The organism is Streptomyces sp. NPDC008317 (assembly GCF_042955955.1).
Taxonomy (GTDB): Bacteria; Actinomycetota; Actinomycetes; order Streptomycetales; family Streptomycetaceae; genus Actinacidiphila.
In genome coordinates this window covers 169,994-196,437 of record NZ_JBIBFQ010000002.1, presented here as the reverse complement: position 1 = coordinate 196,437, position 26,444 = coordinate 169,994, and the positions used below count along the sequence as shown (strand labels likewise).

At 71.7% G+C, this 26,444-nt stretch carries 18 protein-coding genes and 1 tRNA gene; 13 read left to right on the top strand and 6 right to left on the bottom strand.

Annotated elements, in window-relative coordinates:
- Positions 1-27 precede the first annotated feature (27 nt).
- Together ACFY9V_RS05950 and ACFY9V_RS05945 are read left to right on the top strand one after the other, a co-directional pair.
- Entirely contained in the window at positions 28-1,542 is a 1,515-nt protein-coding gene (locus tag ACFY9V_RS05950; protein ID WP_391159717.1) for an aminotransferase class V-fold PLP-dependent enzyme, read from the top strand.
- On the top strand, positions 1,539-3,083 hold the full coding sequence (locus ACFY9V_RS05945) for a SidA/IucD/PvdA family monooxygenase (protein ID WP_355333978.1): 1,545 nt from the start codon (positions 1,539-1,541) through the stop codon (positions 3,081-3,083). Before ACFY9V_RS05950 ends, ACFY9V_RS05945 begins: the two co-directional genes overlap by 4 nt.
- Here ACFY9V_RS05945 and ACFY9V_RS05940 read toward each other — a convergent pair.
- The gene (locus tag ACFY9V_RS05940; RefSeq protein ID WP_391044044.1) at positions 3,052-4,881 is read right to left on the bottom strand and encodes a 5'-nucleotidase C-terminal domain-containing protein; all 1,830 of its coding nucleotides are present in this window, start codon (positions 4,879-4,881) and stop codon (positions 3,052-3,054) included. The genes ACFY9V_RS05945 and ACFY9V_RS05940 overlap by 32 nt on opposite strands.
- A gap of 307 nt (positions 4,882-5,188) precedes the next feature.
- Between ACFY9V_RS05940 and pyk the strand changes: the two genes are divergently transcribed.
- The 6 genes from pyk (at position 5,189) to ACFY9V_RS05910 (ending at position 12,945) form a co-directional block, all read left to right on the top strand.
- On the top strand, positions 5,189-6,625 hold the full coding sequence (gene pyk / locus ACFY9V_RS05935; RefSeq protein ID WP_355333972.1) for a pyruvate kinase: 1,437 nt from the start codon (positions 5,189-5,191) through the stop codon (positions 6,623-6,625).
- 522 nt (positions 6,626-7,147) lie between these two features.
- Positions 7,148-8,395: a branched-chain amino acid ABC transporter substrate-binding protein gene (locus ACFY9V_RS05930; protein ID WP_355333970.1), complete on the top strand. Its 1,248-nt coding sequence runs from the start codon at positions 7,148-7,150 to the stop codon at positions 8,393-8,395.
- Positions 8,396-8,506: 111 nt separating this feature from the next.
- Complete coding sequence (locus ACFY9V_RS05925; protein ID WP_355333968.1) at positions 8,507-9,436, top strand: branched-chain amino acid ABC transporter permease; 930 nt, start codon at positions 8,507-8,509, stop codon at positions 9,434-9,436.
- Between the two features lie 5 nt (positions 9,437-9,441).
- Positions 9,442-11,331 carry a branched-chain amino acid ABC transporter permease gene (locus tag ACFY9V_RS05920; protein ID WP_355333965.1) on the top strand — a complete coding sequence of 630 codons (1,890 nt, stop codon included), beginning with the start codon at positions 9,442-9,444 and terminating at the stop codon, positions 11,329-11,331.
- Positions 11,332-11,338: 7 nt separating this feature from the next.
- Positions 11,339-12,232: an ABC transporter ATP-binding protein gene (locus tag ACFY9V_RS05915; protein ID WP_355333963.1), complete on the top strand. Its 894-nt coding sequence runs from the start codon at positions 11,339-11,341 to the stop codon at positions 12,230-12,232.
- The gene (locus ACFY9V_RS05910) at positions 12,229-12,945 is read left to right on the top strand and encodes an ABC transporter ATP-binding protein (RefSeq protein ID WP_188282943.1); all 717 of its coding nucleotides are present in this window, start codon (positions 12,229-12,231) and stop codon (positions 12,943-12,945) included. The genes ACFY9V_RS05915 and ACFY9V_RS05910 overlap by 4 nt, the downstream gene beginning before the upstream one ends.
- Positions 12,946-13,032: 87 nt before the next feature.
- On the opposite strand, the gene ACFY9V_RS05905 is transcribed toward ACFY9V_RS05910, so the two are convergent.
- Entirely contained in the window at positions 13,033-13,674 is a 642-nt protein-coding gene (locus ACFY9V_RS05905; RefSeq protein WP_355333958.1) for a response regulator, read from the bottom strand.
- A 91-nt stretch (positions 13,675-13,765) separates the two neighbouring features.
- Here ACFY9V_RS05905 and ACFY9V_RS05900 point away from each other — a divergent pair.
- Positions 13,766-13,848: transfer RNA gene (locus ACFY9V_RS05900), tRNA-Leu, on the top strand.
- 24 nt (positions 13,849-13,872) lie between these two features.
- On the opposite strand, the gene ACFY9V_RS05895 is transcribed toward ACFY9V_RS05900, so the two are convergent.
- Positions 13,873-14,358 carry a PaaI family thioesterase gene (locus ACFY9V_RS05895; RefSeq protein ID WP_188282940.1) on the bottom strand — a complete coding sequence of 162 codons (486 nt, stop codon included), beginning with the start codon at positions 14,356-14,358 and terminating at the stop codon, positions 13,873-13,875.
- Positions 14,359-14,426: 68 nt separating this feature from the next.
- The gene (locus ACFY9V_RS05890; RefSeq protein ID WP_391159714.1) at positions 14,427-16,748 is read right to left on the bottom strand and encodes an FdhF/YdeP family oxidoreductase; all 2,322 of its coding nucleotides are present in this window, start codon (positions 16,746-16,748) and stop codon (positions 14,427-14,429) included.
- 168 nt (positions 16,749-16,916) lie between these two features.
- Here ACFY9V_RS05890 and polA point away from each other — a divergent pair, with 168 nt between their 5' ends.
- The 4 genes from polA (at position 16,917) to ACFY9V_RS05870 (ending at position 22,577) form a co-directional block, all read left to right on the top strand.
- Complete coding sequence (gene polA / locus ACFY9V_RS05885) at positions 16,917-19,634, top strand: DNA polymerase I (RefSeq protein WP_355333953.1); 2,718 nt, start codon at positions 16,917-16,919, stop codon at positions 19,632-19,634.
- A 253-nt stretch (positions 19,635-19,887) separates the two neighbouring features.
- Positions 19,888-21,159, top strand: coding sequence for a lytic murein transglycosylase (locus tag ACFY9V_RS05880; protein ID WP_391159712.1), 1,272 nt, complete (start codon positions 19,888-19,890; stop codon positions 21,157-21,159).
- Between the two features lie 196 nt (positions 21,160-21,355).
- A complete protein-coding gene (locus ACFY9V_RS05875) occupies positions 21,356-21,490 on the top strand; it encodes an SPW_0924 family protein (protein ID WP_188282936.1) in 135 nt (44 codons plus the stop codon).
- A 61-nt stretch (positions 21,491-21,551) separates the two neighbouring features.
- On the top strand, positions 21,552-22,577 hold the full coding sequence (locus tag ACFY9V_RS05870) for a porin PorA family protein (protein ID WP_391159710.1): 1,026 nt from the start codon (positions 21,552-21,554) through the stop codon (positions 22,575-22,577).
- A 90-nt stretch (positions 22,578-22,667) separates the two neighbouring features.
- On the opposite strand, the gene hrpB is transcribed toward ACFY9V_RS05870, so the two are convergent.
- Positions 22,668-25,244 (bottom strand): ATP-dependent helicase HrpB, encoded by a 2,577-nt coding sequence (gene hrpB, locus ACFY9V_RS05865; RefSeq protein WP_391160574.1) that lies wholly within the window; start codon positions 25,242-25,244, stop codon positions 22,668-22,670.
- 53 nt (positions 25,245-25,297) lie between these two features.
- Positions 25,298-26,170, bottom strand: a complete 873-nt coding sequence (locus tag ACFY9V_RS05860; RefSeq protein ID WP_355333945.1) for a class I SAM-dependent methyltransferase — start codon at positions 26,168-26,170, stop codon at positions 25,298-25,300.
- Positions 26,171-26,444 lie beyond the last annotated feature (274 nt).

Genomic DNA, 26,444 nt, shown 5'->3' with positions numbered 1-26,444 from the left:
ACCGGCGACGACAGGCGGCAACGACTCATGGCGAAGCCACAACTGGCCGGGGGCCGCCAAGGACCCGCAGAACTCGGGCCGTTGCTCGAAACGACCCGCGCGGCCCTCGCGGAAGGCGCGGCGACCCGCGGCGGCCCCCTGCCCAGCGGCGGCCCCGCCGCGGTGGCGGCGCGGCTGGCCCGGACGGGCCCGCCGCTGCCCCGCACCGGCACCGGAGCGGAAGAAGCCCTGCGCACACTGGTGCGCGCCGTCGCGGAGGGCGCCGCCGACCCGGCGGAACCGGGCTGCGTCGCGCATCTGCACTGCCCGCCCCTGGCCATGGCCGCGGCGGCCGACTTCGCCGCGTCCGTACTGAACCCGTCCATGGACTCCTGGGACCAGGCCCCCGCCGCCACGGCGTTGGAGGCCCGCGTCACGGCGGCACTGGCGGCCCTGGTGTACCCCGGCCACGACGCTCCCGACGCGCTGGTCACGACCGGCGGCACGGAGTCGAACCAGCTCGCGCTGCTGCTGGCCAGGGAGCGTGCGGCGCGTGCGGGCCGCCGCCCGGTGCAGGTGGTGTGCGGGTCGAACGCGCACCACAGCGTGGCCCGCGCGACCTGGCTGCTCGGCCTGCCCCGTCCGGTGGTGCTCGCCACACCCGGCGGCGTACTGGACCCGGCGGCCGTGGAGTCCGTCCTGCGCGGCCTCGCGCCGCACGTGCTGCTGGTCGCGACCGCGGGCACCACGGACACCGGTGCGATCGACGCGCTGCCCGCGCTGGCAGCCGCCGCCGCCCGGCACGACGCCGAGTTGCACGTGGACGCCGCGTACGGCGGCCCGTTGCTGTTCAGCGACCGCGAAGCGGCCAAGCTCGCGGGCCTCGACCAGGCCGTCTCGGTCACCGTCGACCTGCACAAGCTCGGCTGGCAGCCGGTCGCCGCGGGCCTGCTGGTCGTACCCGATGCCGCCGCATTGCACCCGCTCGACCACCGCGCCGACTATCTGAACGCGGCCGACGACACCGAGGCCGGGCTGCCCGACCTGCTGGGCCGTTCGCTGCGCACCAGCCGCCGCCCCGACGTCCTGAAGATCGCCGTCACCCTGCGGGCGCTCGGCCGCGAGGGGATGGGGCAGCTGGTCGACGCCGTCTGCGCGTCGGCCCGTGAGCTGGCGGAGCGGATCGAACGCCACCCGGACCTGACGCTGTACGCGCACCCCGCCATCAGCACCGTGCTGTTCCGGCCGCGCGGCGCCACCGACGAGGCGATCGCCGCGCTGCGCCGCCGCCTGCTGTACGACGGCCGGGCGGTGCTGGGCCGCGCCCACGTCGGCGGGCGGCTGTGGCTCAAGGCGACGCTGCTGAACCCGTACCTCACCGCGGCGGACCTCGACGCGCTCGTCGCCCTGGCCGCCGAGCCCCCGGAGCCCGCTGCGCCCCCGGAGCCCACTGCGCCCACGGAGCCCGCTGCGCCCGCCGAGTCCGCCGAGCCACCGGCACCCGAGGCCCGCTTGCCGCACCCGACACCTCCCCTGACCACGGAAGGCACCACCCCCCGATGACGCCCTCGCACGACGACGCCTCGCACGAGGCCCGCGGAACGGCGCGACCAGCCGGCGCCCCGGCCCCCGCGCCGGTCCCCCACCCGACGACGGTTCCCGCACAGGCGCAAGGACCCGACCGCGCCCCGGCCCCCGCCGCGCCCCCCGCCGAATCGCAGCCGCCCCCCTTCGACCTGCTCGGCATCGGCATCGGCCCGTTCAACCTCTCGCTCGCCGCCCTCGCCGACGGCGTGCCCGACCTCACCGCCGCCTTCTACGACCAGCGGTCCTCCTTCCAGTGGCACCCCGGTCTGCTGATCGACGGCGCCACCCTCCAAGTCCCCTTCCTGGCCGACCTGGTGACCCTCGCGGACCCCGCGAGCCGCTGGTCCTTCCTGAGCTGGCTCAAGACCCGCGAGCGGCTGTTCCCCTTCTACTTCGCCGAGCGCTTCCATGTGCACCGCGCCGAATACGACGCCTACTGCCGGTGGGCCGCCGAAGGACTGCCCAGTACGCACTTCGGGCAGCAGGTCGACGCCGTGCGCTGGAACGCGGAGCGCGGCCACTTCGAGGTCGACCACACGCACCTGGACGAGCACGGCGAGGCCGAGGCGCTGGGCCGCACGTACGCCCGGCACCTGGTGGTGGGGATCGGCACGGCCCCTTACGTACCGGAGCCCCTGCGCCCGCTCGCGCAGGCGCCGACCGTACCCGTCGTGCACTCCGCGGACTACGTCAAGCAGCGCGAACGGCTGCTGGACGCCGAGCACATCACCGTCGTCGGCTCCGGACAGTCCGGCGCCGAGATCTTCCTCGACCTGCTGCGGGCGCGTCCCGCCGGCCGGGAGCGGCTGACGTGGCTGGCGCGTACGCCCGCCTTCGCGCCGATGGAGTACAGCAAACTGGGCCTCGAACACTTCACCCCGGACTACACGCGGTACTTCCACGGTCTGCCGGAGCCGGTGCGCGACCGACTGGTGCCGCGGCAGTGGCAGTTGCACAAGGGCATCGACGACGCCACGATCACCGCGATCCACGACGAGCTGTACCGCCGTACGCTCGACGGCGGCTGGCCGGACGCGGTGCTGACGCCCGGCGTCACCGTGCGGACCGCGGGCCGGATCGGCACCCAGAGCATCGAACTGCACCTGGAACACGTCGAACAGGGCACCCGTACCCGGCTGATGACCGACGCGGTGGTGCTGGCGACCGGCTACCGGGAGCGCCCGCTCGACCAGTTGCTCGCGCCGCTCGACCCGTACCTGAAGCGGGACTCCGCCAACCGGCCGCGGATCGACGCGCGGCACCGGCTGGAGCTGGACCGGGCGGTCACCGGCCGGATCTACGTGCAGAACGCGGAGCGGCACAGCCACGGGATCGGCGCGCCCGACCTGGGCCTGGCGGCCTGGCGCTCCGCGGTCATCCTCAACGACCTGACCGGCCTCCTGACCGGCGCGGAGCACTACCCGCTGCCGGCCAGGACGGCCTTCACCACCTTCGGTCTCGACGGCGCCGCCGCCAGTGACGTCCCTACGCGAACAGCGGCACTCCGGCGCGGGTGAGGCGCCACTCGTCGCCGCCGAACGTCGTCGGGTCGATCGTGCCGTGCGCCTGCACCCAGGCGATGATCGTGTTGCGGATCTCGTCCGAGTTGGACCACACCGACTGGGCGGTGGCCACGTGCGGGTAGTTGCTGCCGCCGCCGGAGCGGTAGTTGTTGACCGCGAGCACGAACCGCGCGGCCGGGTCGACCGGCGCGCCGCCGTGCGTGAGGTTGACGATCCGGGAGCCGACCGGCTGCGCGATGTCGATGTCGTACGACACGCCGCTGAGGATGTCGTAGCTGTAGTCGGGGGTGTTGTTGGCGTTGGTGATCTTGGTGACGTCGACGGGCGCGTCCGGCGCGGTCTGCGCGTAGTACGCCGCCGACCACTCCAGGTAGTCCTTGACCTGGGCGCCGGTGAGCAGCTTGGCGTCCAGGGTGTTCTCGTAGACGTACAGCCCCGCCACGTCGCGCAGCGAGACCTGCCCCGCCGGGATCGCGGCGGTGCGGGAGAACGGCGACGCCTCGGAGAGCACCGGCAGGTCGGCGTACGCGGTACCGGCGAGCGCCGCCTTCACCGTGTCGGCCTGCACCAGGTTGAGGAAGTCGATGATCGGCGTGTCCTTGTACGTGGACTCGGCCGCGGACATCGTCGCGGTGCAGGTGCCGATGATCTGGTTGACGTACGCGACGACCTTGTTGTGCTCGTCGCGCACCAGCTTGGCGACGACCGGGTCCTCGGCGACGGTGTTGGCGTTGCGCACCTCGGCCTTGACGGAGGTGACCTCCCACCGGCCGCGGCTGAACTCCAGGTCGATGTCGAAGACGCTCAGCCGCATGCCCCACATCAGGGGCTCGGACAGCACGACGGTCTTGCCGGTCTTCTCGTTGACGACGAGCGTCTGCGGGCGCTCGACGTGGGTGTGGCCGACCAGGATCGCGTCGATGCCGGGCACCTGCTGGGCCACCAGCGAGGAGGCGTTCTCCGGGTACGGGATCGCGTCGCCGTAGGAGGTGCTGCCGTCCAGGCCGGAGTGGTCGGTGCAGATCACCACGTCGCAGCCGAGGGCGCGGAGCTTGGGCACGTAGATCTTCGCCTGCTCGACCAGGCCGGGGAAGGCCATCTTGCCCTGCACGTTGGCCTTGTCCCAGATGGCGATGCCGGGGTTGGTCAGGCCGAGGATGCCGACCTTGACCGGGGGGCCGCCCTGGACGCGGATCTCCTTGACCAGGTAGGGCGGGAAGGCGGGCTTGAGGGTCTTGGCGTCCACCGCGTTGGCGGCGAGCAGCGGGAAGTCGCACTGGTCCTGGAAGGCGCGCAGCAGCGGGATGCCGTAGTTGAACTCGTGGTTGCCCAGCGCCGCCGCGTCGTACTTCATGTGGTTCATGGCCAGCGCCATCGGGTGCTTGGGGCCGCGGCGGGCGCCGGTGATCGGCTCGACCCGCGCGTAGTAGTACGAGAGCTGCGTGCCCTGGATGATGTCGCCCGCGTCGATCAGCAGCGTGCGGTCGTGGCCCTTCTCGGCGCGGGCGTGCGCGACGAGGGTGGAGACCTTGGCGAGGCCGATGTCGTTGTGGGTCGCGTCGTCGTACTCGGCGTTCGTGAAGTAGTCCCAGTTCAGGGCGTGTCCGTGCAGGTCGGTGGTGCCCAGCACCCGCAGGCTGAACGTCTTGGGCTTCCCGTGGCCGTGTCCGTGGTGCCGGTCGGCGGCCTCCGCGGGGCTCGCCCCCACGACCGCCCCGGCGGTGCCCGCGAGCGCCACGCCCGCCCCCGTGGCGGCCGAGCGGTTGATGAAGTCCCTGCGGTTGAGCGCCATCTGTCGTCTCCTCGTTCCCGTCTGCTCCCGGTGCGGGAACAACGCGCGTAGATTCTGCACCGCCCGCCCCACCCGGCGACACCCCCCACACGTAACCGGAAGATGTCCCGCGCGTGACACGCACGGTGCGGCCGACGCGCGATTCCGGGCGCGTAAGACGTGCTCAGCGGGTGCGGGGGTGACAGGAGTGCTCATCGGAGCGGGGGGCCGCACACTTCGACACTTGTCAACAAGCGTTAATCCAGACGTCGTTGGGCAGTTGCCGTGAGCGTGTTCCCTACCAACGAGTAGGTCATACTCTCGACACATGCGCCGAGCCAAAATTGTCTGCACACTGGGCCCCGCCACCGACTCCTACGACCAGATCAAAGCACTGGTCGAGGCCGGAATGGACGTGGCACGACTGAATCTGAGCCATGGAGCGTACGCGGAGCACGAGGACCGCTACCGACGAGTCCGCAAAGCCGCGGACGAGACCGGTCGCAGCGTGGGCATCATGGTTGACCTTCAGGGCCCGAAGATCAGGCTCGGACGTTTCGCCGAAGGACCTGTACTACTCGAACGCGGCGACGAGTTCACGATCACCGTGGACGACATCGAGGGCGACCAGCAGATCTGCGGGACGACGTACAAGGGACTGTCCGCGGACGTCGCCCGCGGCGAGCGCATCCTGGTGGACGACGGGCGCGTCACCCTGGAGGTCACCGACGTCGAGGGACCGCGGGTGCACACCATGGTCATCGAGGGCGGGATGGTCTCCGACAACAAGGGGCTGAATCTCCCCGGTGTCGCCGTGTCGGTGCCCGCGCTGTCCGACAAGGACATCAGGGACCTGCGCTGGGGCCTGCGGATCGGCGCCGACATCATCGCGCTGTCCTTCGTCCGCACCGGGCGGGACGTCGAGGACGTGCTGCGGATCATGGCCGAGGAGGGCCGCCGGGTCCCGGTGATCGCCAAGGTCGAGAAGCCGCAGGCGGTCGACGCCCTCGAAGGGATCGTCGACGCGTTCGACGGGATCATGGTCGCGCGCGGCGACCTCGGCGTCGAGATGCCGCTGGAAGCCGTCCCGATGGTGCAGAAGCGCGCGATCACGCTCGCCAAGCGCAACGCGAAGCCGGTCATCGTCGCCACCCAGATGCTCGACTCGATGATCGACAACTCCCGCCCCACCCGCGCCGAGGCCAGCGATGTCGCCAACGCCGTGATGGACGGCACCGACGCGGTGATGCTCTCCGGCGAGACCAGCGTCGGCAAGTATCCGATCGAGACCGTCAAGACGATGTCGCGGATCGTGTCCGCGGCCGAGGACGCGGTGCTCGCCACCGGCCTGCCGCCGCTCACCGACCAGAACAAGCCCCGTACCCAGGGCGGCGCCGTGGCCCGCGCCGCCGCCGAGATGGGCGACTTCCTCGGCGCCCGCTTCCTGGTCGCCTTCACCCAGTCCGGCGACACCGTCCGCCGGCTGTCCCGCTACCGCTCGCCGATCCCCCTGCTCGCCTTCACCCCGGAGCCCGCGACCCGCTCGCAGTTGAATCTGACCTGGGGAGTGGAGACCTTCCTCGGCCCGATGGTGCAGACCACCGACGAGATGGTCCAACAGGTGGACGAGCAGCTGCTGCGGATCGGCCGCTGCAAGAAGGGCGACATCGTGGTGATCACGGCCGGTTCGCCCCCCGGCATGCCGGGCACCACCAACATGGTCCGGGTCCACCACATCGGCGAGGACGATTCGCCGAAATCCTGACCTGTACGGCGCGGATTCACCCGCCGCGCACATCACGCCCCGTTCGGCATTCGCCGGGCGGGGCGTCGTCGTCGGCCGCCTTTGCCGCCGATTTCGGCAGCGGCAATGGCGGGGCCTTTGGCCGGCGAATCGAAAAACTTAACGCTATGTAACGCGAACGCAATACGGAATCAGGGCGGTACTCCGACAGGTGCTTACCCTCTGAATCTCCTGACATTCCTGCCGCGGCCACATCGCCTCCCGGCCGCCCCCAAGTCCCCTACCCTTGGCCGGAAGTGCGCGTTCTCATCATGCGGACGTCGGAGCAAAGCACCCAAATCCCTCCGCCAACCTCAGCAGAACCTCAAGAGTTTCCTTCCGGCATAACAAGACAGTCACACTCTTCCCTTCACCTCTGCCTGACTCAGCTCCACGCGCCTAGAGTCACGGCCAGTCACCGCGCCTCCGGATTTGTCAGTTCGGGTTCCAGCGCGCGACTCGGCGTCTCATCAGAGACGGCCGCGCCAGGGGAAAGGACTGATCGTGCGACACCGTTCCTTGCTTGTACTGACCGCCGTACTCACCACTGGAGCCCTCACCCTCACCGCCTGCGGATCGCGGAGCGACGACAAGAAGGGCAGCGGGGACAGCAGCGGCGCCGCCAAGACGACCGTTGTCATCGGTGTCGACGCTCCGCTTACCGGGCAGAACTCGGCCACCGGCCTCGGCATCCAGTACGGCGTGCAGATCGCTGTCGACGACGCCAACAAGAACAACCTCGTCCCCGGGGTGACCTTCAAGATCAAGGCCCTGGACGACAAGGCGCTGCCCGCCACCGGCCAGCAGAACGCCACGGCCCTGGTCGCGGACAGCAGCGTGATCGCCGCCGTCGGCCCGCTGAACTCCGGCGTCGCCCAGTCCATGCAGCAGGTGTTCACCACCGCGAACATGGTCGAGATCTCGCCGTCCAACACCAACCCCACCCTGACCCAGGGCAAGGACTGGAACACCGGCACCAAGGTCCGGCCGTTCAAGACCTACTTCCGTACCGCCACCACCGACGCCCTCCAGGGCGGCTTCGCGGCGGACTACGCCTACAACACCCTGAAGAAGACCAACGCCTTCGTGGTGGACGACAAGCAGACCTACGGCGCGGGTCTCGCGGGCATCTTCAAGGACAAGTTCGGGTCCCTCGGCGGCAAGATTGCCGGCACCGACCACGTCAACACCGGTGACAACGACTTCTCCACGCTCGTCACCAAGATCAAGAACGCCAAGGCCGACATGGTCTACTACGGCGGCCAGTACGACGAGTCGGAGCAGCTCACCAAGCAGCTCAAGGCGGCCGGCGTGAAGATCCCGCTCATGGGCGGCGACGGCATGTTCTCCGACACCTACATCAAGACCGCGGGTGCGGCCTCGGAAGGCGACCTCGCCACCTCCGTCGGCGTCCCGGTCACCACGCTCCCGGCGGCCAAGGACTTCATCGCCACGTACAAGGCGAAGAACTACCCCGGTGACTACGGCACCTACGGCGGCTACTCGTACGACGCCGCCACCGCGATCATCAAGGGCGTCAAGGCCGTCATGGACGCCAACGGCGGCAAGCTCCCCGCCATGGCCGACGCCCGCTCCAAGCTCGTCGACGCCGTCCAGAAGAGCGACTTCGACGGCATCGCCGGTCACGTCTCCTTCGACCAGTACGGCGACACCACCAACAAGCAGCTCACCGTCTACCAGGTCAAGAGCGGCAAGTGGGAGGCCGTGAAGAGCGGCACCTACAGCGGCTGACCGACTCCGTAGCACCCAGGGCCGCGCGGCTGGTCACCCCGACCGCGCGGCCCCCCGCTTACCCCCGGCGTACCTTCCCCCCTGCTCCCTCAGTGACATGGAGGCCATGCGGTGCACACCCTGCCGCAACAGCTGGCCAACGGGCTGTTCATCGGCTCGATGTACGGGCTCATCGCCATCGGCTACACGATGGTGTACGGCATCGTCCAGCTCATCAACTTCGCCCACGGCGAGATCTACATGACCGGAGCCTTCGGCGCGCTCGCGGTCTGGACGAATCTCCCCGACAGCACGTCCATCTGGCTCGCACTGCCCCTGATGCTGCTCGGCGGCGCCATCGTGTCCGTGCTCATCGCCGTGGCCGCGGAGCGATTCGCGTACCGGCCGCTGCGCGGCGCACCACGGCTGGCACCACTGATCACCGCCATCGGCCTCTCCCTCGCACTTCAGCAGGCGATCTTCCTCTGGTACCCGGGCGCCGACAACGCCAAGAGCTTCCCGCAACTGCCCGGCGGCCCCTTCCACGTGGGATCGATCAACATCCAGAGCGGTGACATCTTCCTGGTCTCCGCCGCCGTGATCTGCATGGTCGGCCTCGCCGCCTTCGTCCGCACCAGCCGCACCGGCCGCGCCATGCAGGCCACCGCGCAGGACTCGGACACCGCCCAGCTCATGGGCATCGACACCAACCGCATCATCGTCATCGCCTTCGCCATCGGCGGCTTCTTCGCCGCCGTCGCCGGACTCGCCTCCGGCCTCAAGTACGGCCAGGTCAAGTACGACATCGGCTTCCAGGCCGGACTCAAGGCGTTCACCGCGGCCGTCCTCGGCGGCATCGGCAACATCTACGGAGCCATGCTCGGCGGCCTCGTCCTCGGCATCGCCGAGTCCTGCGCCTCCGCCTACATCTCCAACATCCCCGGCATGCAGCAGCTCGGCGGCGGAAGCTGGGCGAACGTCTGGGCCTTCGTGCTCCTCATCGTCGTCCTGCTCGTCCGGCCGCAAGGTCTGCTCGGCGAGCGCGTCGCGGACAGGGCGTGACACCGATGACCGACATCCCCGTAAGCGCCGCGGAGTCCATCGCCGTCGACACCGCGAAACCGGCCGGACGCAGGGTCGCCCCCTTCGTACCGCTGCCGCGGACCGCCGCCCAGGCGGTCACCCTCGTCGGCGCCGTGGCGACCATCGCCTCCACCTTCATGTCCTGGACGTACACCACCGAGTTCCCCGGCGACCTCACCGTCTCCGGCTACCCCGGCGGTCTCCAGGTCCTCACCCTGGTCGGCGCCATCGTCACCGGCCTGTTCGCGCTCGGCGCCTTCGGCCTCAAGGGCCTGCGCTGGCTCACCCCCAACCGCTCCAACAACCCGGTGCTGCTGCTCGCCCTCGGCACCCTGGGCACCACCTGGTACACGGTGATCGCCATCGCCGAGAAGCTCGGCGGTCTGGCCAACCTCGACCCCGGCGGCTTCGTCGCCGCGATCGGCAGCCTGGTCCTGGTGATCGGCGCCCTCGCACTGCCGATCCACCGGCACCCGCGGGAGACCCACGACACCGAGTACTTCGAACTCGGCCGCTTCTCCACGGTCGGCCCGGTCGTCGGCACGTACAAGTGGCTGCGCGAACTGCGCCCCCACCACAGCGATCTCCCGGTCGCCGACCCGACGAAGCTGCCCGGCTGGGTCCAGCGGCTGATCATCACCGTGGCCGCCGCGATCGGCCTCGAGGTCTTCACCTACGGCCTCGCCACCGGCTACACCGAGATCTTCCTCGGCTTCCTGATCGTCGTGGTCTTCACCATCTGGGCGCTGAGCGCGGCCGGTCTGCTCCGGCAGTTCTCCGGACTCACCGCCGCCCACCGCTCGTTCGCCAACACGATGGGCTTCCTGGCCGCGCTGGCCTACCCCTTCGCGCAGAACGACGAGCACTACGCCAACCTCGGCGTCAACATCCTGATCTTCGGCACCGTCGCCCTCGGCCTCAACATCGTCGTCGGCCTCACCGGCCTGCTCGACCTCGGTTACGTCGCCTTCCTCGGCGTCGGCGCGTACGCCGCCGCCCTGGTCTCCGGCTCGCCGTTCTCGATCTGGTCCGGCGTCCAGTTCCCGTTCTGGGCCGCCGCCCTCACCGGCATGGCCGCCTCACTGGTCTTCGGCGTCCTCATCGGCGCCCCCACCCTGCGGCTGCGCGGCGACTACCTGGCCATCGTCACGCTCGGCTTCGGTGAGATCTTCCGCATCGTCGTCAACAGCCTCGACGGCGTATCGGGCCCGAAGGTCACCAACGGCCCCAACGGCATCTCGCAGATCCCCGACCTGTCGATCTTCGGGTACAACCTCGGCGCCTCGCACGACATCGGCTCCGTCACCCTCGGCCGGTTCGCCAACTACTACCTGCTGATGCTGCTGATCACGGTCATCGTGGTGCTGATCTTCACCCGCGCCGCGGACTCCCGGATCGGCCGCGCCTGGGTCGCCATCCGCGAGGACGAGACCGCCGCCACCGCCATGGGCATCAACGGCTTCCGGGTCAAGCTGATCGCCTTCGCCCTCGGCGCCTCGCTCGCCGGACTCGCGGGCACCGTCAGCGCCCACGTCACGTACAACGTGGTGCCCAACCCGTACCAGTTCGCGGGCGCCGCCCCGCCCAACTCGGCCTTCCTGCTCGCCGCCGTCGTCCTCGGCGGCATGGGTACGGTCAGCGGCCCGATCCTCGGCGCGGCGCTGCTCTACCTGCTCCCCGAGAAGCTCGGCTTCCTGGAGCGGTACGAACTCTTCGCGTTCGGCCTCGCCCTGATCCTGATCATGCGCTTCCGGCCCGAGGGCATCATCCCCAACCGGCGCCGCCAGCTCGAATTCCACCAGGACGAAGTGCTCATCCCCGAGCAACGCCCGCTCGGCGACGACACCGTCCCGGCCAGCCCGGCAGGGGCGTGAGAGACACATGACCATCATCAGCCAAGAGCAGCCGACCCCGGCAGCGGCCTCCGACGGCGGCCCGCTGCTCCAGGCCAGCGGCGTCGTCATGCGGTTCGGCGGCCTCACCGCCGTCCGCGACGTCGACCTCACCGTCAACAGCGGTGAGATCGTCGGACTGATCGGCCCCAACGGCGCCGGGAAGACCACCTTCTTCAACTGCCTCACCGGCCTGTACGTCCCCACCGAGGGCAAGGTCACCTACCGAGGCGAGGTGCTGCCGCCCAAGCCGCACCTGGTCACCCAGGCCGGACTCGCCCGCACCTTCCAGAACATCCGGCTCTTCTCCAACATGACCGTGCTGGAGAACGTGCTGGTCGGCAGGCACACCAGGACCCGCGAGGGACTGCTGTCCGCCCTCATCCGCGGCCCCGGCTACCACAAGGCCGAAGCCCGGTCGCGGGCGCGGGCCATGGAGATCCTGGAGTTCATCGGCCTGGCCGGCAAGGCCGACCACCTCTCGCGCAACCTCCCCTACGGCGAGCAGCGCAAGCTGGAGATCGCCCGCGCGCTGGCCAGCGAGCCCGGCCTGCTGCTGCTGGACGAGCCCACGGCCGGTATGAACCCGCAGGAGACCAGGGCCACCGAGGAGTTGGTCTTCGCCATCCGCGACCAGGGCATCGCCGTCCTGGTCATCGAGCACGACATGCGGTTCATCTTCAACCTGTGCGACCGCGTCGCCGTCCTCGTCCAGGGCGAGAAACTGGTCGAGGGCACCTCCGACGTGGTCCAGCAGGACGAACGGGTCATCGCGGCCTACCTCGGTGAACCCTTCGAAGGCGCGCCCACCGGTGAGGGCGACGCCGCAGTGGAAGCGGCCGCGGCCGAAGCCGGGGCCGAGGAGCAGGAGAACGACCGATGACCGCACTGCTCGAAGTCGAGGACCTCCGGGTCGCCTACGGCAAGATCGAGGCCGTCAAGGGCATCTCGTTCACCGTCGAGGCGGGCCAGATCGTCACCCTGATCGGCACCAACGGCGCGGGCAAGACCACCACGCTGCGCACCCTCAGCGGGCTGCTCAAGCCGATCGGCGGCCGGGTCAGCTTCGACGGCAAGGTGCTCACCCGCGTCCCGGCGCACCGGATCGTCGCCCTGGGCCTGGCGCACTCCCCGGAGGGCCGGCACATCTTCCCCCGGCTCACCATCGAGCAGAATCTCCAGCTCGGCGCCTTCCTCCGCAAGGACACGGCGGCCATCGCCAAGGACATCCAGCGCGCCTACGACCTCTTCCCGATCCTCGGGGAGCGCCGCAGGCAGGCCGCGGGCACGCTGTCCGGCGGCGAGCAGCAGATGCTCGCCATGGGCCGCGCGCTGATGTCGCAGCCCAAGCTGCTCATGCTCGACGAGCCCTCGATGGGTCTGTCGCCGATCATGATGCAGAAGATCATGACGACCATCGTGGAGCTGAAGGCCCAGGGCACCACGATCCTGCTGGTCGAGCAGAACGCGCAGGCCGCGCTCTCGCTCGCCGACCAGGCCCATGTGATGGAGATCGGCACGATCAAGCTCTCCGGCACCGGCCAGGACCTGCTGCACGACGACGGCGTCCGCAAGACGTACCTCGGCGAGGACTGAGGCTCGCCCGACCGGGCCCGGAACACGGCGCAGGGCCCGCACCCCGACCGGGGTGCGGGCCCTGCGCCGTGTCCCGTCCGCGGGCGCCTACTTCTCGGAGACCTCTTCGATCACGGCCTGCGCGACCGCCTGCATCGACATCCGGCGGTCCATCGACGTCTTCTGGATCCAGCGGAAGGCGGCGGGCTCGGTCAGCCCGTACTTGGTCTGGAGGACGCTCTTGGCCCGGTCGACCAGCTTGCGGGTCTCCAGCCGCAGCGACAGGTCGGCGATCTCCGCCTCCAGCGCCTTCAGCTCCTGGAACCGGCTCACCGCCATCTCGATCGCGGGCACCAGATCGCTCTTGCTGAACGGCTTCACCAGATACGCCATCGCGCCCGCGTCCCTGGCCCGCTCCACCAGCTCGCGCTGCGAGAACGCGGTCAGCATCAGCACCGGCGCGATCTTGTCCGCGGCGATCCGCTCGGCCGCCGAGATCCCGTCGAGCACCGGCATCTTCACGTCCAGGATCACCAGATCGGGACGCTGCTCCTCGGCGAGCTTCACCGCGGTCTCGCCGTCCCCGGCCTCCCCGACGACGGAGTAGCCCTCCTCCTCCAGCATCTCCTTGAGGTCGAGGCGGATCAGCGCCTCGTCCTCGGCGATGACCACGCGGGTCGTCAGGGGAGGGACGTGGGACTTCGACTGCTCGTCGTCGAGCGGGGCGGCGGACTCGTCGGGCGCGCTCACGGTGCTCCTCGTATCAGGCGGGGTACTGCACACCTGAGCCTACCTAGCTGCGACGGCGCGCACCTACACGGTACGCTGTGCACGCGACCTGGCCGGGTTGGCGGAATGGCATACGCGGATGTCTCAAACACATCTGTCCGAAAGGGCGTGCGGGTTCGAATCCCGCACCCGGCACCTCTGAAATCCCCCCGTATCCCCTCAGTTCGCCGGGGGAGCGGTCGTGCCCGTGGGAGTCGCCGGGCGCAGCATGCAGGTCAGCCGGGCCGTACAGACCCGCTTGTCCGCCTCGTCCGTGATGACGATCTCATAGGTCGCCGAGGAGCGGCCCCGGTGGACCGGGGTCGCGGTGCCGGTGACGAGACCGGAGCGCAGACCGCGGTGGTGGGTGGCGTTGAGGTCCACGCCGACGGCCATCTTGCTGGGACCGCCGTGCAGCATCGCGCCGACCGAGCCGAGGGTCTCGGCGAGCACCGCGGACGCGCCGCCGTGCAGCAGCCCCATCGGCTGGGTGTTGCCCTCCACGGGCATCGTGCCGACCACCTTCTCCGGCGCCGCCTCCAGGATCCGGATGCCCATCCGCTCACCCAGGTGACCGCCGGAGAACAGACCCCGCAGATCGACGCCGAGCCCGGCGTACTGCTCCAGGATCTCCGGCGGGAAGTAGGTGGTGGTCCGCTCGCCCATGGGGTGGTGCTCCGATCGTCCTCGTCCGGCCTGATCCGGTGTGCCCGTACGCGTTTTCCGTGTACTGATCAGTTTTCTACCGGACGGCCCGTGTCGGCCGTGCGTCGGGGGGCGTCCGCCGCGGTCCGCTCCAGCCGGATGACCACCGACTTCGAGGCGGGGGTGTTGCTGGTGTCCGCGGTGTGGTCGAGGGGGACCAGCACATTGGTCTCCGGGTAGTACGCCGCCGCGCACCCGCGCGGGGTCGGGTAGTGCACGACCCGGAAGCCCTCCGCGCGCCGCTCCGTGCCGTCCTTCCACTCGCCGACCAGGTCGGCGTAGTCGCCGTCGGCCAGACCGTTGGCCGCGGCGTCCTCGGGGTGCAGCAGGACGACGCGGCGGCCGTTCTTGATGCCGCGGTAGCGGTCGTCCAGACCGTAGATGGTGGTGTTGTACTGGTCGTGCGAGCGCAGCGTCTGGAGCAGCAGCCGCCCCTCGGGCACCGCCGGGTACTCGACGGCCGCGGCCGTGAAGTTGGCCTTGCCCGTCGCGGTGGGGAAGGTGCGGCTGTCGCGCGGGGCGTGCGGCAGCGTGAAGCCGCCCGGGCGCCGCACCCTGGCGTTGAAGTCCGCGAAGCCGGGGACGACCCGCGAGATACGGTCGCGGATCGCGTCGTAGTCCCGCTCGAAGTCCGCCCACGGCACCACGCTCCGGTCGCCGAAGACGGCGCGGGCCAGCCGGGTCACGATCGCGGGCTCCGACAGCAGATGCGGCGAGGCCGGGTCCAGACCGCCGCGCGAGGCGTGCACCATGCCCATCGAGTCCTCGACGGTGACGAACTGCGGGCCGCCCGCCTGCCGGTCCTTCTCCGTACGGCCCAGCGTCGGCAGGATCAGCGCGCGGGCGCCGGTGACGGCGTGCGAACGGTTCAGCTTGGTGGACACATGGACGGTCAGCCGCGCCTTGCGCATCGCGGCCTCCGTGACGTCGGTGTCGGGGGACGCGGCGACGAAATTGCCGCCCATCGCGAAGAACACCTTCGCCGTCCCGTCGCGCAGCGCCCGGATCGCGCGCACCACGTCGAAGCCGTGCTCGCGCGGCGGCGCGAAGCCGAACTCCTTCTCCAGCGCGTCCAGGAACGCCGCCGGGGGCCGCTCGAAGATGCCCATCGTCCGGTCGCCCTGCACATTGCTGTGCCCGCGCACCGGGCAGACCCCGGCGCCGGGGCGGCCGATGTTGCCGCCCAGCAGCAGGAAGTTGACCACCTCGCGGATGGTCGGCACCGCGTGCTTGTGCTGGGTCAGGCCCATCGCCCAGCACACCACGACGCTCTTGGCGTCCAGCACCAGGGCGAGCAGCTTGTCGATCTCGGCCCGCGCCAGACCGGTGGCGCGCTCCACCTCGTCCCAGTCGGTGGCGAGCGCGGCGGCCTCGTACTCCGCGAAGCCGTGGGTGTGCTCCGCGATGAAGTCGCGGTCCAGCGCGCCGGCCTCGATCAGCAGCCGGCCCAGCGCGCGGAACAGCGCCTGGTCGCCGCCGAGCCTGATCTGGAGGAACAGATCGGTCAGCACGGTGCCGGAACCGGCGAGACCCGAGGCGTTCTGCGGATTCTTGAACCGCTCGAGACCCGCCTCCGGAAGCGGGTTGACCGACACGATCGTCGCCCCGCCCTGCTTGGCCTTCTCCAGCGCGGACAGCATCCGCGGGTGGTTGGTGCCCGGATTCTGCCCGGCGACGATGATCAGGTCCGACCGGTACAGATCCTCCAGCAGCACACTGCCCTTGCCGACGCCCAGCGTCTCGGTCAGCGCGGAACCCGACGACTCGTGGCACATGTTGGAGCAGTCCGGCAGATTGTTGGTGCCCAGCTCGCGGGCGAAGAGCTGGAAGAGGAACGCCGCCTCGTTGCTGGTGCGGCCCGAGGTGTAGAAGACCGCCTCGTCCGGGGTGTCCAGGGCGGTCAGTTCGTCCGCGACGATCGAGAAGGCCCGCTCCCACGGCACCGCCTCGTAGTGGTCGGCGCCTTCCGCCAGATACATCGGCTGCGTGATCCGGCCCTGCTGGCCCAGCCAGTAGCCGCTGCGCCGCGCGAGGTCGGAGACCGGGTGCGCGGCGAAGAAGTCCGGGGTCACCCGGCGCAGCGTCGCCTCCTCGGCGACCGCCTTCGCGCCGTTCTCGCAGAATTCGGCGACATGCCGGTGGTCCGGCTCGGGCCAGGCGCAGCCCGGACAGTCGAAGCCGCCCTTCTGGTTGACCTTCAGCAGCGTCAACGTGGCCCGCCGCACCCCCATCTGCTGCCCGGCCATCTTGACCGTGTGCCCGATGGCGGGCAGGCCCGCCGCACTGTGCTTGGGCGCGGAGACCTGCGGAGCGTCCTGGACGGGGTCACCTGAAGGGGGCTTCTTTGCCATACGTCCTTTGTACCGCCTTTGCGCGGCGGGGGAGCCGGCGGGCGGCGCCCGGCTTGATCGGCCCGCCGAGCCGCCCGCCCGGCTCCCGGCCCCGCCGCCCCCCCCGCACGGCGTGCCCGCGGCGGGAGGCGTCCTTCGTTGTCGTACCCGCGTGGGAGGATCGGAGACGTGGCAGACAACGCATCCGCATCGAAGACGACCGACCGCCCCCGCCTGCTGCTGCTGGACGGGCACTCGCTGGCGTACCGGGCGTTCTACGCGCTGCCCGTGGAGAACTTCAACACCGCCACGGGCCAGCCGACGAACGCGATCTACGGCTTCACGTCCATGCTGGCGAACACGCTGCGTGACGAGCGGCCGACGCACCTGGCCGTCGCCTTCGACGTCTCCCGCAAGACCTGGCGGTTCGACGAGTTCCCCGAGTACAAGGCGAACCGCTCGAAGACGCCGGACGAGTTCCGCAGCCAGGTCGAGCTGATCGGCGAGCTGCTGGACGCGATGGGCGTCAGCCGCTTCGCGGTCGAGGGCTTCGAGGCGGACGACGTGATCGCCACGCTCGCCACCCAGGCGGAAGCGCTCGGTTACGAGGTGCTGATCGTCACCGGCGACCGGGACTCGTTCCAGTTGGTCACCGAGAACGTGACGGTGCTCTACCCCACCAAGGGCGTCTCCGAGCTGACCCGCTACACCCCGGAGAAGGTCGAGGAGAAGTACGGCCTGACGCCCCAGCAGTACCCGGACTTCGCGGCGCTGCGCGGCGACCCGTCGGACAATCTGCCCGGCATCCCCGGCGTCGGCGAGAAGACGGCGGCCAAGTGGATCACGCAGTTCGGGTCGTTCGCCGACCTGGTCGAGCGGGCCGACGAGGTCAAGGGCAAGGCCGGTGAGAATCTGCGGGCGCACCTGGACGCGGTGAAGCTCAACCGGCGGCTGACCGAGATGGTGCGCGACGTGAGCCTGCCGTCGGGCCCCGAGGGCCTGGCCAGGGAGCCGTACGACAGGACGGCCCTGGTCGGCGTGCTGGACGTGCTGGAATTCCGCAACTCCAACTTCCGGGAGCGGCTGTTCGCCGTCGATCCCGGCGCCGAGCAGGAAGAGGCGGAGATCGCCGAGGGCGTCGCCGTGGAGGGCACCGTGCTCGCCGCGGGCGACCTGCCCGGCTGGCTCGACGAGCACGGCGGCGCGCCGCTCGGCCTGGCCAGCGTCGACACCTGGGCGCTGGGCAGCGGCAGCGTCACCCAGATCGCGCTCGCCTCACCGGAGGTGGCCGCCTGGTTCGACCCCGCGGAGCTGGACGAGGCGGACGAGAAGTCCTTCGCCGCCTGGATCGCCGACCCCGCCCGCCCCAAGGTGCTGCACAACGCGAAGAACGTCGAGCGGGTCTTCGCCGAGCACGGCTGGAGCGTCGCCGGGGTGACGATGTGCACGGCCCTGGCCGCGTATCTCATCAAGCCCGGCCGCCGCTCCTTCGCGCTCGACGTGCTGTCGGTGGAGTACCTGGGCCGCGAGCTGGCCCCGGCCGACGCCGCGGGCGGACAGCTCGCCTTCGGCGAGGAGGGCGAGGACGAGGGCGCCGCCGCGGCCGACGCGCTGATGGTGCAGGCCCGTACCGTCCTCGACCTCGCCGAGGTCTTCGGCGAGCGGCTGCCCGAGGTCGGCGCCACGGAGCTGCTGCACGAGGTCGAACTGCCCACCTCGGCGCTGCTGGCCCGGATGGAACGCTCCGGGATCGCCGCCGACCGGGCCCATCTCGAAGGTCTGGAACAGCAGTTCGCGGCGGCCGTGCAGCACGCGGTCGGCGAGGCGCACGCCTCGGTCGGCCACGAGTTCAACCTCGGCTCGCCCAAGCAGCTCCAGGAAGTCCTCTTCGGCGAGCTGGGCCTGCCCAAGACCAAGAAGACCAAGACCGGTTACACCACGGACGCCGACGCGCTGGCCTGGCTGGCCGCGCAGACCGAGCACGAACTGCCGGTCATCATGCTCCGCCACCGGGAGCAGGCCAAGCTCCGGGTCACCGTCGAGGGCCTGGTCAAGACGATCGCCCCGGACGGACGCATCCACACCACCTTCAGCCAGACCGTCGCGGCCACCGGACGCCTGTCGTCCACCGACCCCAACCTGCAGAATGTGCCGGTCCGCACCGACGAGGGCCGGGCCATCCGCCGCGGCTTCGTCGTCGGCGAGGGCTACGAATCGCTGCTGACCGCCGACTACAGCCAGATCGAACTGCGCGTGATGGCCCACCTGTCGCAGGACGAGGGACTGATCGCCGCCTTCGCCTCCGGCGAGGATCTGCACACCACCGTCGGCTCCCAGGTCTTCGGCGTCGCACGGGACGCGGTGGACGCCGAGATGCGCCGCAAGATCAAGGCGATGTCGTACGGGCTGGCGTACGGCCTGTCCGCCTTCGGCCTGTCCCAGCAGCTCAACATCGAGGCCGCGGAGGCGCGCGGGCTGATGGAGACGTACTTCGAGCGGTTCGGCGGCGTGCGGGACTATCTGCACCGGGTGGTCGAGGAGGCCAGGAACACCGGCTACACCGAGACGCTGCTCGGCCGCCGCCGCTACCTGCCCGACCTCAACAGCGACAACCGGCAGCGCCGTGAGATGGCCGAGCGGATGGCGCTCAACGCGCCGATCCAGGGCTCGGCCGCCGACATCGTGAAGATCGCGATGCTCAAGGTCGACCAGGCGCTCACCGACGAGAAGCTGGAGTCGCGGATACTGCTCCAGGTGCACGACGAAATCGTGCTGGAGGTCGCGCCCGGCGAGCGGAAGAAGGTCGAGACGCTGGTCCGCCGCGAGATGGCGGGCGCGTATCCGCTGCGCGCCGCGCTGGACGTGTCGGTCGGCGACGGCACCGACTGGGAGTCGGCCGCGCACTGACCCCACCCCGCCGACCGCGCGACCGCGCGACCGCGCGACCACGCGACCGCGCGAGTCTGTGACCGGGCTGTGTGAACGAGTCGCGACCCCTCGGTGAAAGGTCCGCCGAGGGGCCGGAAACCTCGGCGGATTGCCGGTATTTGCCCCGGATCGCGTCTTCCCCGACTGTGGTCGGGGGGCTGAAGTTGCCGTAGGGTCAATCGAGTTGTGGCGCGGCCACGCGCCCATCTCGCACCTGGGGAGGACCGCGGACATGTCAGCGCGGCGGTACGGCCGAAGGCTACGCAGGGGAGCGGCGGGTACGGCGGTCGCCGCCGCCGCGATGGCGGCGCTGGGCGCCTCGCAGGCGCCGGGACTCATCCCGGTGGCGCACGCCGCCGCGCGGCAGACGACCACCGTGGCCCCGCCGCCCGGCCCCGCGATCGACGGCGGTTCGCCGTACATCACCGATGTGCCGCCGCTGAACACCCCGACGGACCTCACGAATCCGACCGCCACGCCCTCCGGCGGCCCGGTCGTCACCCCGCTGCCGTCCGGCGGCTCGCTGCCCGCGACCGTCCTGGACGCCTACCGGCGCGCCGAGGCGAGCGTCGCCGCGAGCAACCCCGGCTGCCACCTGCCGTGGCAACTGCTCGCCGCCATCGGCCAGGTGGAGTCCGGCCAGGCCCGCGGCGGCGCCGTGGACGCCAAGGGGACGACGTACACCCCGATCCTCGGCCCGGTGCTCGACGGCAACGGCTTCGCGAACATCAGCGACACCGACGGCGGACGCTACGACGGCGACCCGGTCCACGACCGCGCGGTCGGCCCGATGCAGTTCATCCCCTCGACGTGGGCGAACTGGGGCGCGGACGGCAACGGCGACGGGGTCGCCAACCCCGACAACGTGTACGACGCCGCGCTGGCCGCCGCCCACTACCTGTGCGCCGACGGCCGCGACCTGGCCGTACCGCGGGACATGGACCGCGCGATCCTCGGCTACAACCACTCGCAGGCCTACCTCGACCTGGTGAAGTCCTGGTACGAGCACTTCCGGCAGGGCGACGCGGTCTCCGTGCCCGACCGCCCGGGCACACCGGGCGCGGGCGCGCCGCCGTTCGCCAACACCCCGCGGCCGTCGACCAGTCCGTCCGCGTCGGCTCCCGGCGGCACACCGTCGCCCTCGCCGTCCGGCACCCACCCGAGCGGCGGCATCGTCCCGCCGACCGCGGGCACCCCGTCGACCGGCCCCGGCAAGACCCCGCCGCCGTCGTCGCCGTCGTCGCCTACTGGCACCCCCACGGGAACTCCGACCGGCACGCCGACGGACACCCCGACGACCCCCGGCTGCCCGACGCAGTCCCCGTCGCCCTCGCCGACCGACAGCGCGAGCCCCAGCCCGACCGCGACGCCGACTCCCACGGACACCCCCGGCACGCCCGACCCCTGCGCCACCGACACCCCGACGCCGACGGACACCCCCACCCCCAGCGGTGAGGCGACCGCCAGCGCGGCCACGGGCGCCGCCGTCACCGCGAAGCCGTAACCCGCGACGGGGCATTCCCCGACACGGCACCCCCGGCGCCCCGCGCGCCGGCAACACTCCCACGCACCGGGGACGTTCAGGCGAAAGCCTCACGAACGTCCCCGGTGAAACGTGTTCTCATCTCACCTCCCGGTTGCTACGGTGCCCCGGCCCCGGCCGACGACCGCGTCGGCCCGTGCCCGAGGGAGGTCAGGCCATGCGCGCTCTCGCCGCGGCGGCGATCGGACTCGCCGCCGCCCTCGCCCTGGTCTTCACCGTCACCGCGATCGGCGCGCCCGCGGGTCACACCTCGCCGAAACCCCTGCTGACCACGGTCCCCAGCCACCCCTGAGCCGGTCACCCTTGAGCCGGTCACCTCTGAGCCAGCCACCCCTGAGCCGTCTGGAGCCGCGATGCGCCGCAAGTCCAGCCTGGTGCTGCTCGCCCTCGCCGTCTTCTTCGCGACCCTGGCGCCCATGCTGCGCTGGTACGCCTACCCGCGGCTGGCCAAAGTGCCGCCGAGCGAGTACCAGGTCGCCGTCCTCGAGGCGAAGAACGCCACCCTCGTCGACTACTCCAGCCTCACCGCCAAGAAGGTCTCCAAGGTCAGCATCGTGCAGACCCTCAAGGGCAATGTGACGGCGGCCCGGCAGGTCAAGGCCGAGACCGGCAAGGACGTCGTGGTCTGGGACGCGCTCTCCTACGTCGCGGGCCCGGACGGCAAGATGGTCTCGGAGATCCCCGAGCGGTACGTCTTCGACGCGCACACCCAGGAGCCGGTGCACACCGCGAGCGAGTCGGTCGACGGCGATCCGGTCACCCGGCAGGGCATCGAGTTCAAGTTCCCCTTCCTGACCCAGAAGCGCGACTACTACTACTTCGACGCGCAGAGCCGCACCTCCGCGCCGATCCACTACGCGGGCACCCAGCGCTTCCACGGCCTGAAGGTCTACTACTTCGAGCAGACCGTGCCCTGGCAGCGGGTCCCGCTGCCCAAGAAACTGCCCGAGATCGCGCCCGGCGCTCCCGCGCTCACCCCCGAGACGGTCAAGGCCACCGGCATCCAGCGCTGGTACACCACCAAGCGGATGTTCTGGGTCGACCCGACGACCGGCGCGCCCGTCAACGGCGAGGAGATCCACACCGAGGAGCTGCGCTTCCCCGCCTCGACCGGCAAAGCACCGGTCACCGCCTTCGCGGGCGACGTGAAGATGCGGCCCGACTACATCGACTCCATCGTCCATCTGGTCAAGACGCAGCGGCAGTTGGTGCTGCTGCTCACGAGCTACCTGCCGTGGGGCTTCGGCGGGTTCGCCGCCGCGCTGCTGGCGCTGTCGCTGCTGCTCGAAGCGCGCGGGCGGCGGCCCGCCGACCCGGTGGGCGGCCGGGAGCCCGACCCCGACCGCGCCCCCGACCACCCGGACCCCATAGCGGTCTGACCTACGGCCCGCACCCCGTACGGGCCGAGCCGTGCCGGGACCCCGCACCGGCCGATCTGTCCCGGACGCCGTACGGGCCGGGCGGGCGGCCTACGCGCGGCGGCTGTTGTTCGTCCGCTTGGTCGGCTCGGCCGTCGCCGGGTCCTCGGGCCACGGGTGGCGCGGGTAGCGGCCCCGCAGCTCGGCGCGCACCGCGCGGTAGCCGTCACGCCAGAACGACGCCAGGTCCGCGGTCACCGCCGCGGGCCGCCCCGCGGGCGACAGCAGATGCACCAGCAGCGGCACCCCGGCGATCTCGGGCGTCGCCCGCAGCCCGAACAACTCCTGGAGCTTCACGGCCAGTACGGGCTGGTCGCCGCCGTAGTCGATCCGGATCCGCGAACCGCTCGGCACCTCGAACCGCTCCGGGGCCAGCTCACCGAACCGGGCGGCCTCGCCCGTGGCCCACGGCAGCAGCCGGGGCAGCGCGCCGCCCGCCGAGATCCGCTCCAGATCCGCCCGCCGCCCGGCCCGCGCCAGCTCGGGCCCCAGCCACTCCTCGGCCCGCTCCACCAGCGCCCGCTCCGAGACGTCCGGCCAGTTCCCGCCCAACTCCCGGTGCAGGAAGGCCAGCCGCTGCCGTACCTCACGGGCCTCCCGCGACCAGTGCAGCAAACCGGTGCCCTCGCGCCGCAGCCCGTCGAGCAGCGCGGCCCGTACCGCGTCCCGGTCCGGCCGGCGCAGCGGCGCCGCCGACAGCTCCAGCGCGCCCAGCCGCTCCACCCGGCGCGCCACCACGTCCCCGCCGCGCCAGGCCACCTCCTCGTACGACTCCAGCAGCCCGGCCGCCGCCGCCCGCGCGGTGCCCTCGTCGATCACCGCGGCCACCCGCACCCGCGCGTCCGTCCGCCCGACGCCCCGGTCCGCCACGGCCACCGCCACCCACTCCGCCCCGCCCACGCCCCCGCCGACCTCCGCGCCGGTCCCGGACGCCATCACGTATCCGTCCCCGCTCCGCCGCCGCGCGACCCGCTCGGGAAACGCCAGGGCGACGACGAGCCCGGCCGCCGCGTCGTCCGACAGGCCCCCGCCCGCGGCGCGGCTCGCGGGGGACGGGTGGGCCGCGGAGCGCGGGACGGCGGCGTCCGTCGCGGGCGGGCTCCCTTCCGTCACCGTGCCGCGCAGCCGGTCGGCCTCCGCGCGCCAGCGCGCCGCGTACGGGTCGCCGCCGCGGCGGGCGGTGTGCCAGGCGGCGGTGAGGTCGGAGCCGTAGGAGTGGGGGAGTTCTTCGCTGAGGAGCGCGGTGACCTCGGCGGCGCGGCGGGCGCCGAGCACGGGCGCGGAGTCGAGGAGGGCGCGGGCGAGCCGGGGGTGCAGCCCGAGCCCGGCCAGCCGGCGGCCCCGGTCCAGGGCGCGGCCCGAGGCGTCGACGGCGCCGAGGCCGCGCAGCGTGTCGCGGGCCGCGGCCATCGCGCCCTGCGGCGGGGCGTCCAGCAGGGCGAGCCCGGAGGCGTCCGGATCGCCCCAGCAGGCGGCCTGGAGCGCGAAGGCCGTGAGGTCGGCGAGCGCGATCTCGGGGGAGGGGTGCCGGGGTCTGCGGGCGTCCTCGGCCGGCGGCCAGCAGCGGTAGACGGTGCCGGGGCCCTCACGCCCGGCGCGCCCGGCGCGCTGGTCGGAGGCGGCCCGCGACACCCGTACGGTGACCAGCGCGCCGAAGCCCCGCGCGTGGTCCATGCGCGGCTCGCGGGCCAGCCCGCTGTCCACCACGACCCGCACGCCCGGCACGGTCAGGCTTGACTCGGCCACGGACGTCGCGAGCAGCACGCGCCGCCGCTCACCGGGCGCGAGCGCCGCGTCCTGGACGGCGGCCGGGGCGCGGCCGTGCACCTGGAGCACCTCGATGCCGCCGCCCGCGCCGCCGGAATCCGTGAGGTCCCCGAGCAGACCCGCGACCCGCGCGATCTCCCCGACGCCCGGCAGGAAGCACAGCACGTCCCCGTCGCGCTCCCGCAGCGCCCGCCGCACCACCGTCGCCACATGGTCGAGCAGCGCCCGGTCCACCCGGCCCCCGGCGTGCGTCGCCCGTACGGGACCGGGCGGCGGCGCCCACTCCACGGCCACCGGGTGCAGGACCCCGCCCGCCTCGACCACGGGCGCGGGCGGCCCGTCGGCCCCGCCCAGCAGCGCCGCCCACGCGGCCGTGTCCGTCGTCGCGGACGCCGCGACCAGCCGCAACTCCGGCCGCAGCAGGGCCCGTACGTCCAGCAGGAACGCCATGGACGTGTCGGCGTCCAGATGCCGCTCGTGGCACTCGTCGAGCATCACCGTGCTCACGCCCGGCAGTTCCTGGTCGCGCTGGAGCCGTTGCAGCAGCACACCGGTGGTGACCACCTCGACCGCGGTGCGGGCCGAGACCCGCCGCTCGCCGCGGACCGTGAAACCGACGGTCTCGCCGACCCGCTCCCCGAGCAGCCAGGCCATCCGCCGGGCCGCCGCCCGCGCCGCCATCCGCCGCGGCTCCGCGACCAGCACCCGCCCGCCGAACGCGTCGGCGATCAGCAGCGGGACCAGCGTGGTCTTGCCGGTGCCGGGCGGCGCGGCCAGGACGGCGCAGCCCGGCGACCGCAGCGCGGCCAGCAGCTCCGGTACGACGGAGGCCACCGGCAGCGCGCGCCCCTCGGCCCGGATCGCGTACGTACCGGCGCTCCCGTCGGCCGCCCGACCGTCCTGTCCGCCGGCCTTCACTCCGCCGCGCACACGAAGATCGCCGTGCCCGGCAACAGCCGCCCGCGCAGCGGGGACCAGCCGCCCCACTCCTGGTCGTTCCACTCCGGCCACTCGGGCTCGACGAGGTCGACCAGCCGCAGGCCCGCCGCCGCGATCTCGCGGACGCGGTCGCCCAGGGTGCGGTGGTGCTCGACGTACACGGCGATGCCCCGGTCGTCCTCCTCCACGTACGGCGTGCGGTCGAAGTAGGAGGCGACGGCCGTCAGGCCCTCGGGCCCCGGCTCGTCGGGGAAGGCCCAGCGCACCGGGTGGGTGACCGAGAAGACCCAGCGCCCGCCGGGCCGCAGCACCCGCCGCACCTCCCGCTGGACGCGCGCGGTGTCGGCGATGAAGGGGAGCGCGCCGTACGCGGAGACCGCCAGGTCGAACGAGCCGTCGGCGAAGGGCAGGGCGCCCGCGTCGGCCTGGACCAGGGGCACCAGCGGCGCGCCGTCGGCCGAGGACTCGTCGTCGATCCGCCGCGCGTGCTGGAGCTGACGGAAGGAGAGGTCGAGGGCGACCGGCCGGGCGCCCTGGGCGGCCAGCCAGCGCGAGCACTGGGCGGCGCCCGCGCCGATCTCCAGCACGTCCTTGTCCTTCAGGGCCGCCGTCGGGCCGAGCAGCCCCGCGTCCGCCTCGTCCAGACCCTCAGGGCCCCAGACGAAGCGGGCGTCGCCCAGGAAGTCGCCGTGCTCCACCTGGTAGTCGTCCGCGTTGCGGTCCCACCACCGGCGGTTGGCCCGGCTGCTCTCCGTGACCCCCGCGCTGCGGCGGGTGGCCTCCGGTTCCTCGTGTGCCTCTCGGGGCGCTTCCCGGCGTACGTCCCGGGGATCGGGTCCTTGGATCATCGCGGCAGTCGTCGTACTCTCTGAGAAGACCTGGCACTGGGTGACTTGTGCCGGTTCGGTCCGTTACGCGCCCGGTGGGCTCTTCGTGCGTTGACCGTGCCCGGCTGCCCCCGTATGCTACAAGTTGCGCTGCGAGCCTGCGCGCCTCAGACAGAGCAGGCTGCGCTCGGAATCTGTTGCATACCCCTCGGCCCCACGGCTGTCCGGAATTCGGCAGGAGCGAAAAGGGCTTACGGCGTAGCAGTACCTACGACTTACTGTCCGTACCGGAGTC

Coding starts and splice junctions, on each gene's coding strand:
- ACFY9V_RS05875 (WP_188282936.1), top strand. CDS start 21,356: ATGCGCGCTCTCGCCGCGGCGGCGATCGGACTCGCCGCCGCCCTCGCC.
- ACFY9V_RS05870 (WP_391159710.1), top strand. CDS start 21,552: ATGCGCCGCAAGTCCAGCCTGGTGCTGCTCGCCCTCGCCGTCTTCTTC.
- ACFY9V_RS05895 (WP_188282940.1), bottom strand. CDS start 14,358: ATGGGCGAGCGGACCACCACCTACTTCCCGCCGGAGATCCTGGAGCAG.
- ACFY9V_RS05920 (WP_355333965.1), top strand. CDS start 9,442: ATGACCGACATCCCCGTAAGCGCCGCGGAGTCCATCGCCGTCGACACC.
- ACFY9V_RS05940 (WP_391044044.1), bottom strand. CDS start 4,881: ATGGCGCTCAACCGCAGGGACTTCATCAACCGCTCGGCCGCCACGGGG.
- ACFY9V_RS05910 (WP_188282943.1), top strand. CDS start 12,229: ATGACCGCACTGCTCGAAGTCGAGGACCTCCGGGTCGCCTACGGCAAG.
- ACFY9V_RS05880 (WP_391159712.1), top strand. CDS start 19,888: ATGTCAGCGCGGCGGTACGGCCGAAGGCTACGCAGGGGAGCGGCGGGT.
- ACFY9V_RS05890 (WP_391159714.1), bottom strand. CDS start 16,748: ATGGCAAAGAAGCCCCCTTCAGGTGACCCCGTCCAGGACGCTCCGCAG.
- ACFY9V_RS05945 (WP_355333978.1), top strand. CDS start 1,539: ATGACGCCCTCGCACGACGACGCCTCGCACGAGGCCCGCGGAACGGCG.
- pyk (WP_355333972.1), top strand. CDS start 5,189: ATGCGCCGAGCCAAAATTGTCTGCACACTGGGCCCCGCCACCGACTCC.
- ACFY9V_RS05950 (WP_391159717.1), top strand. CDS start 28: ATGGCGAAGCCACAACTGGCCGGGGGCCGCCAAGGACCCGCAGAACTC.
- ACFY9V_RS05860 (WP_355333945.1), bottom strand. CDS start 26,170: ATGATCCAAGGACCCGATCCCCGGGACGTACGCCGGGAAGCGCCCCGA.
- ACFY9V_RS05915 (WP_355333963.1), top strand. CDS start 11,339: ATGACCATCATCAGCCAAGAGCAGCCGACCCCGGCAGCGGCCTCCGAC.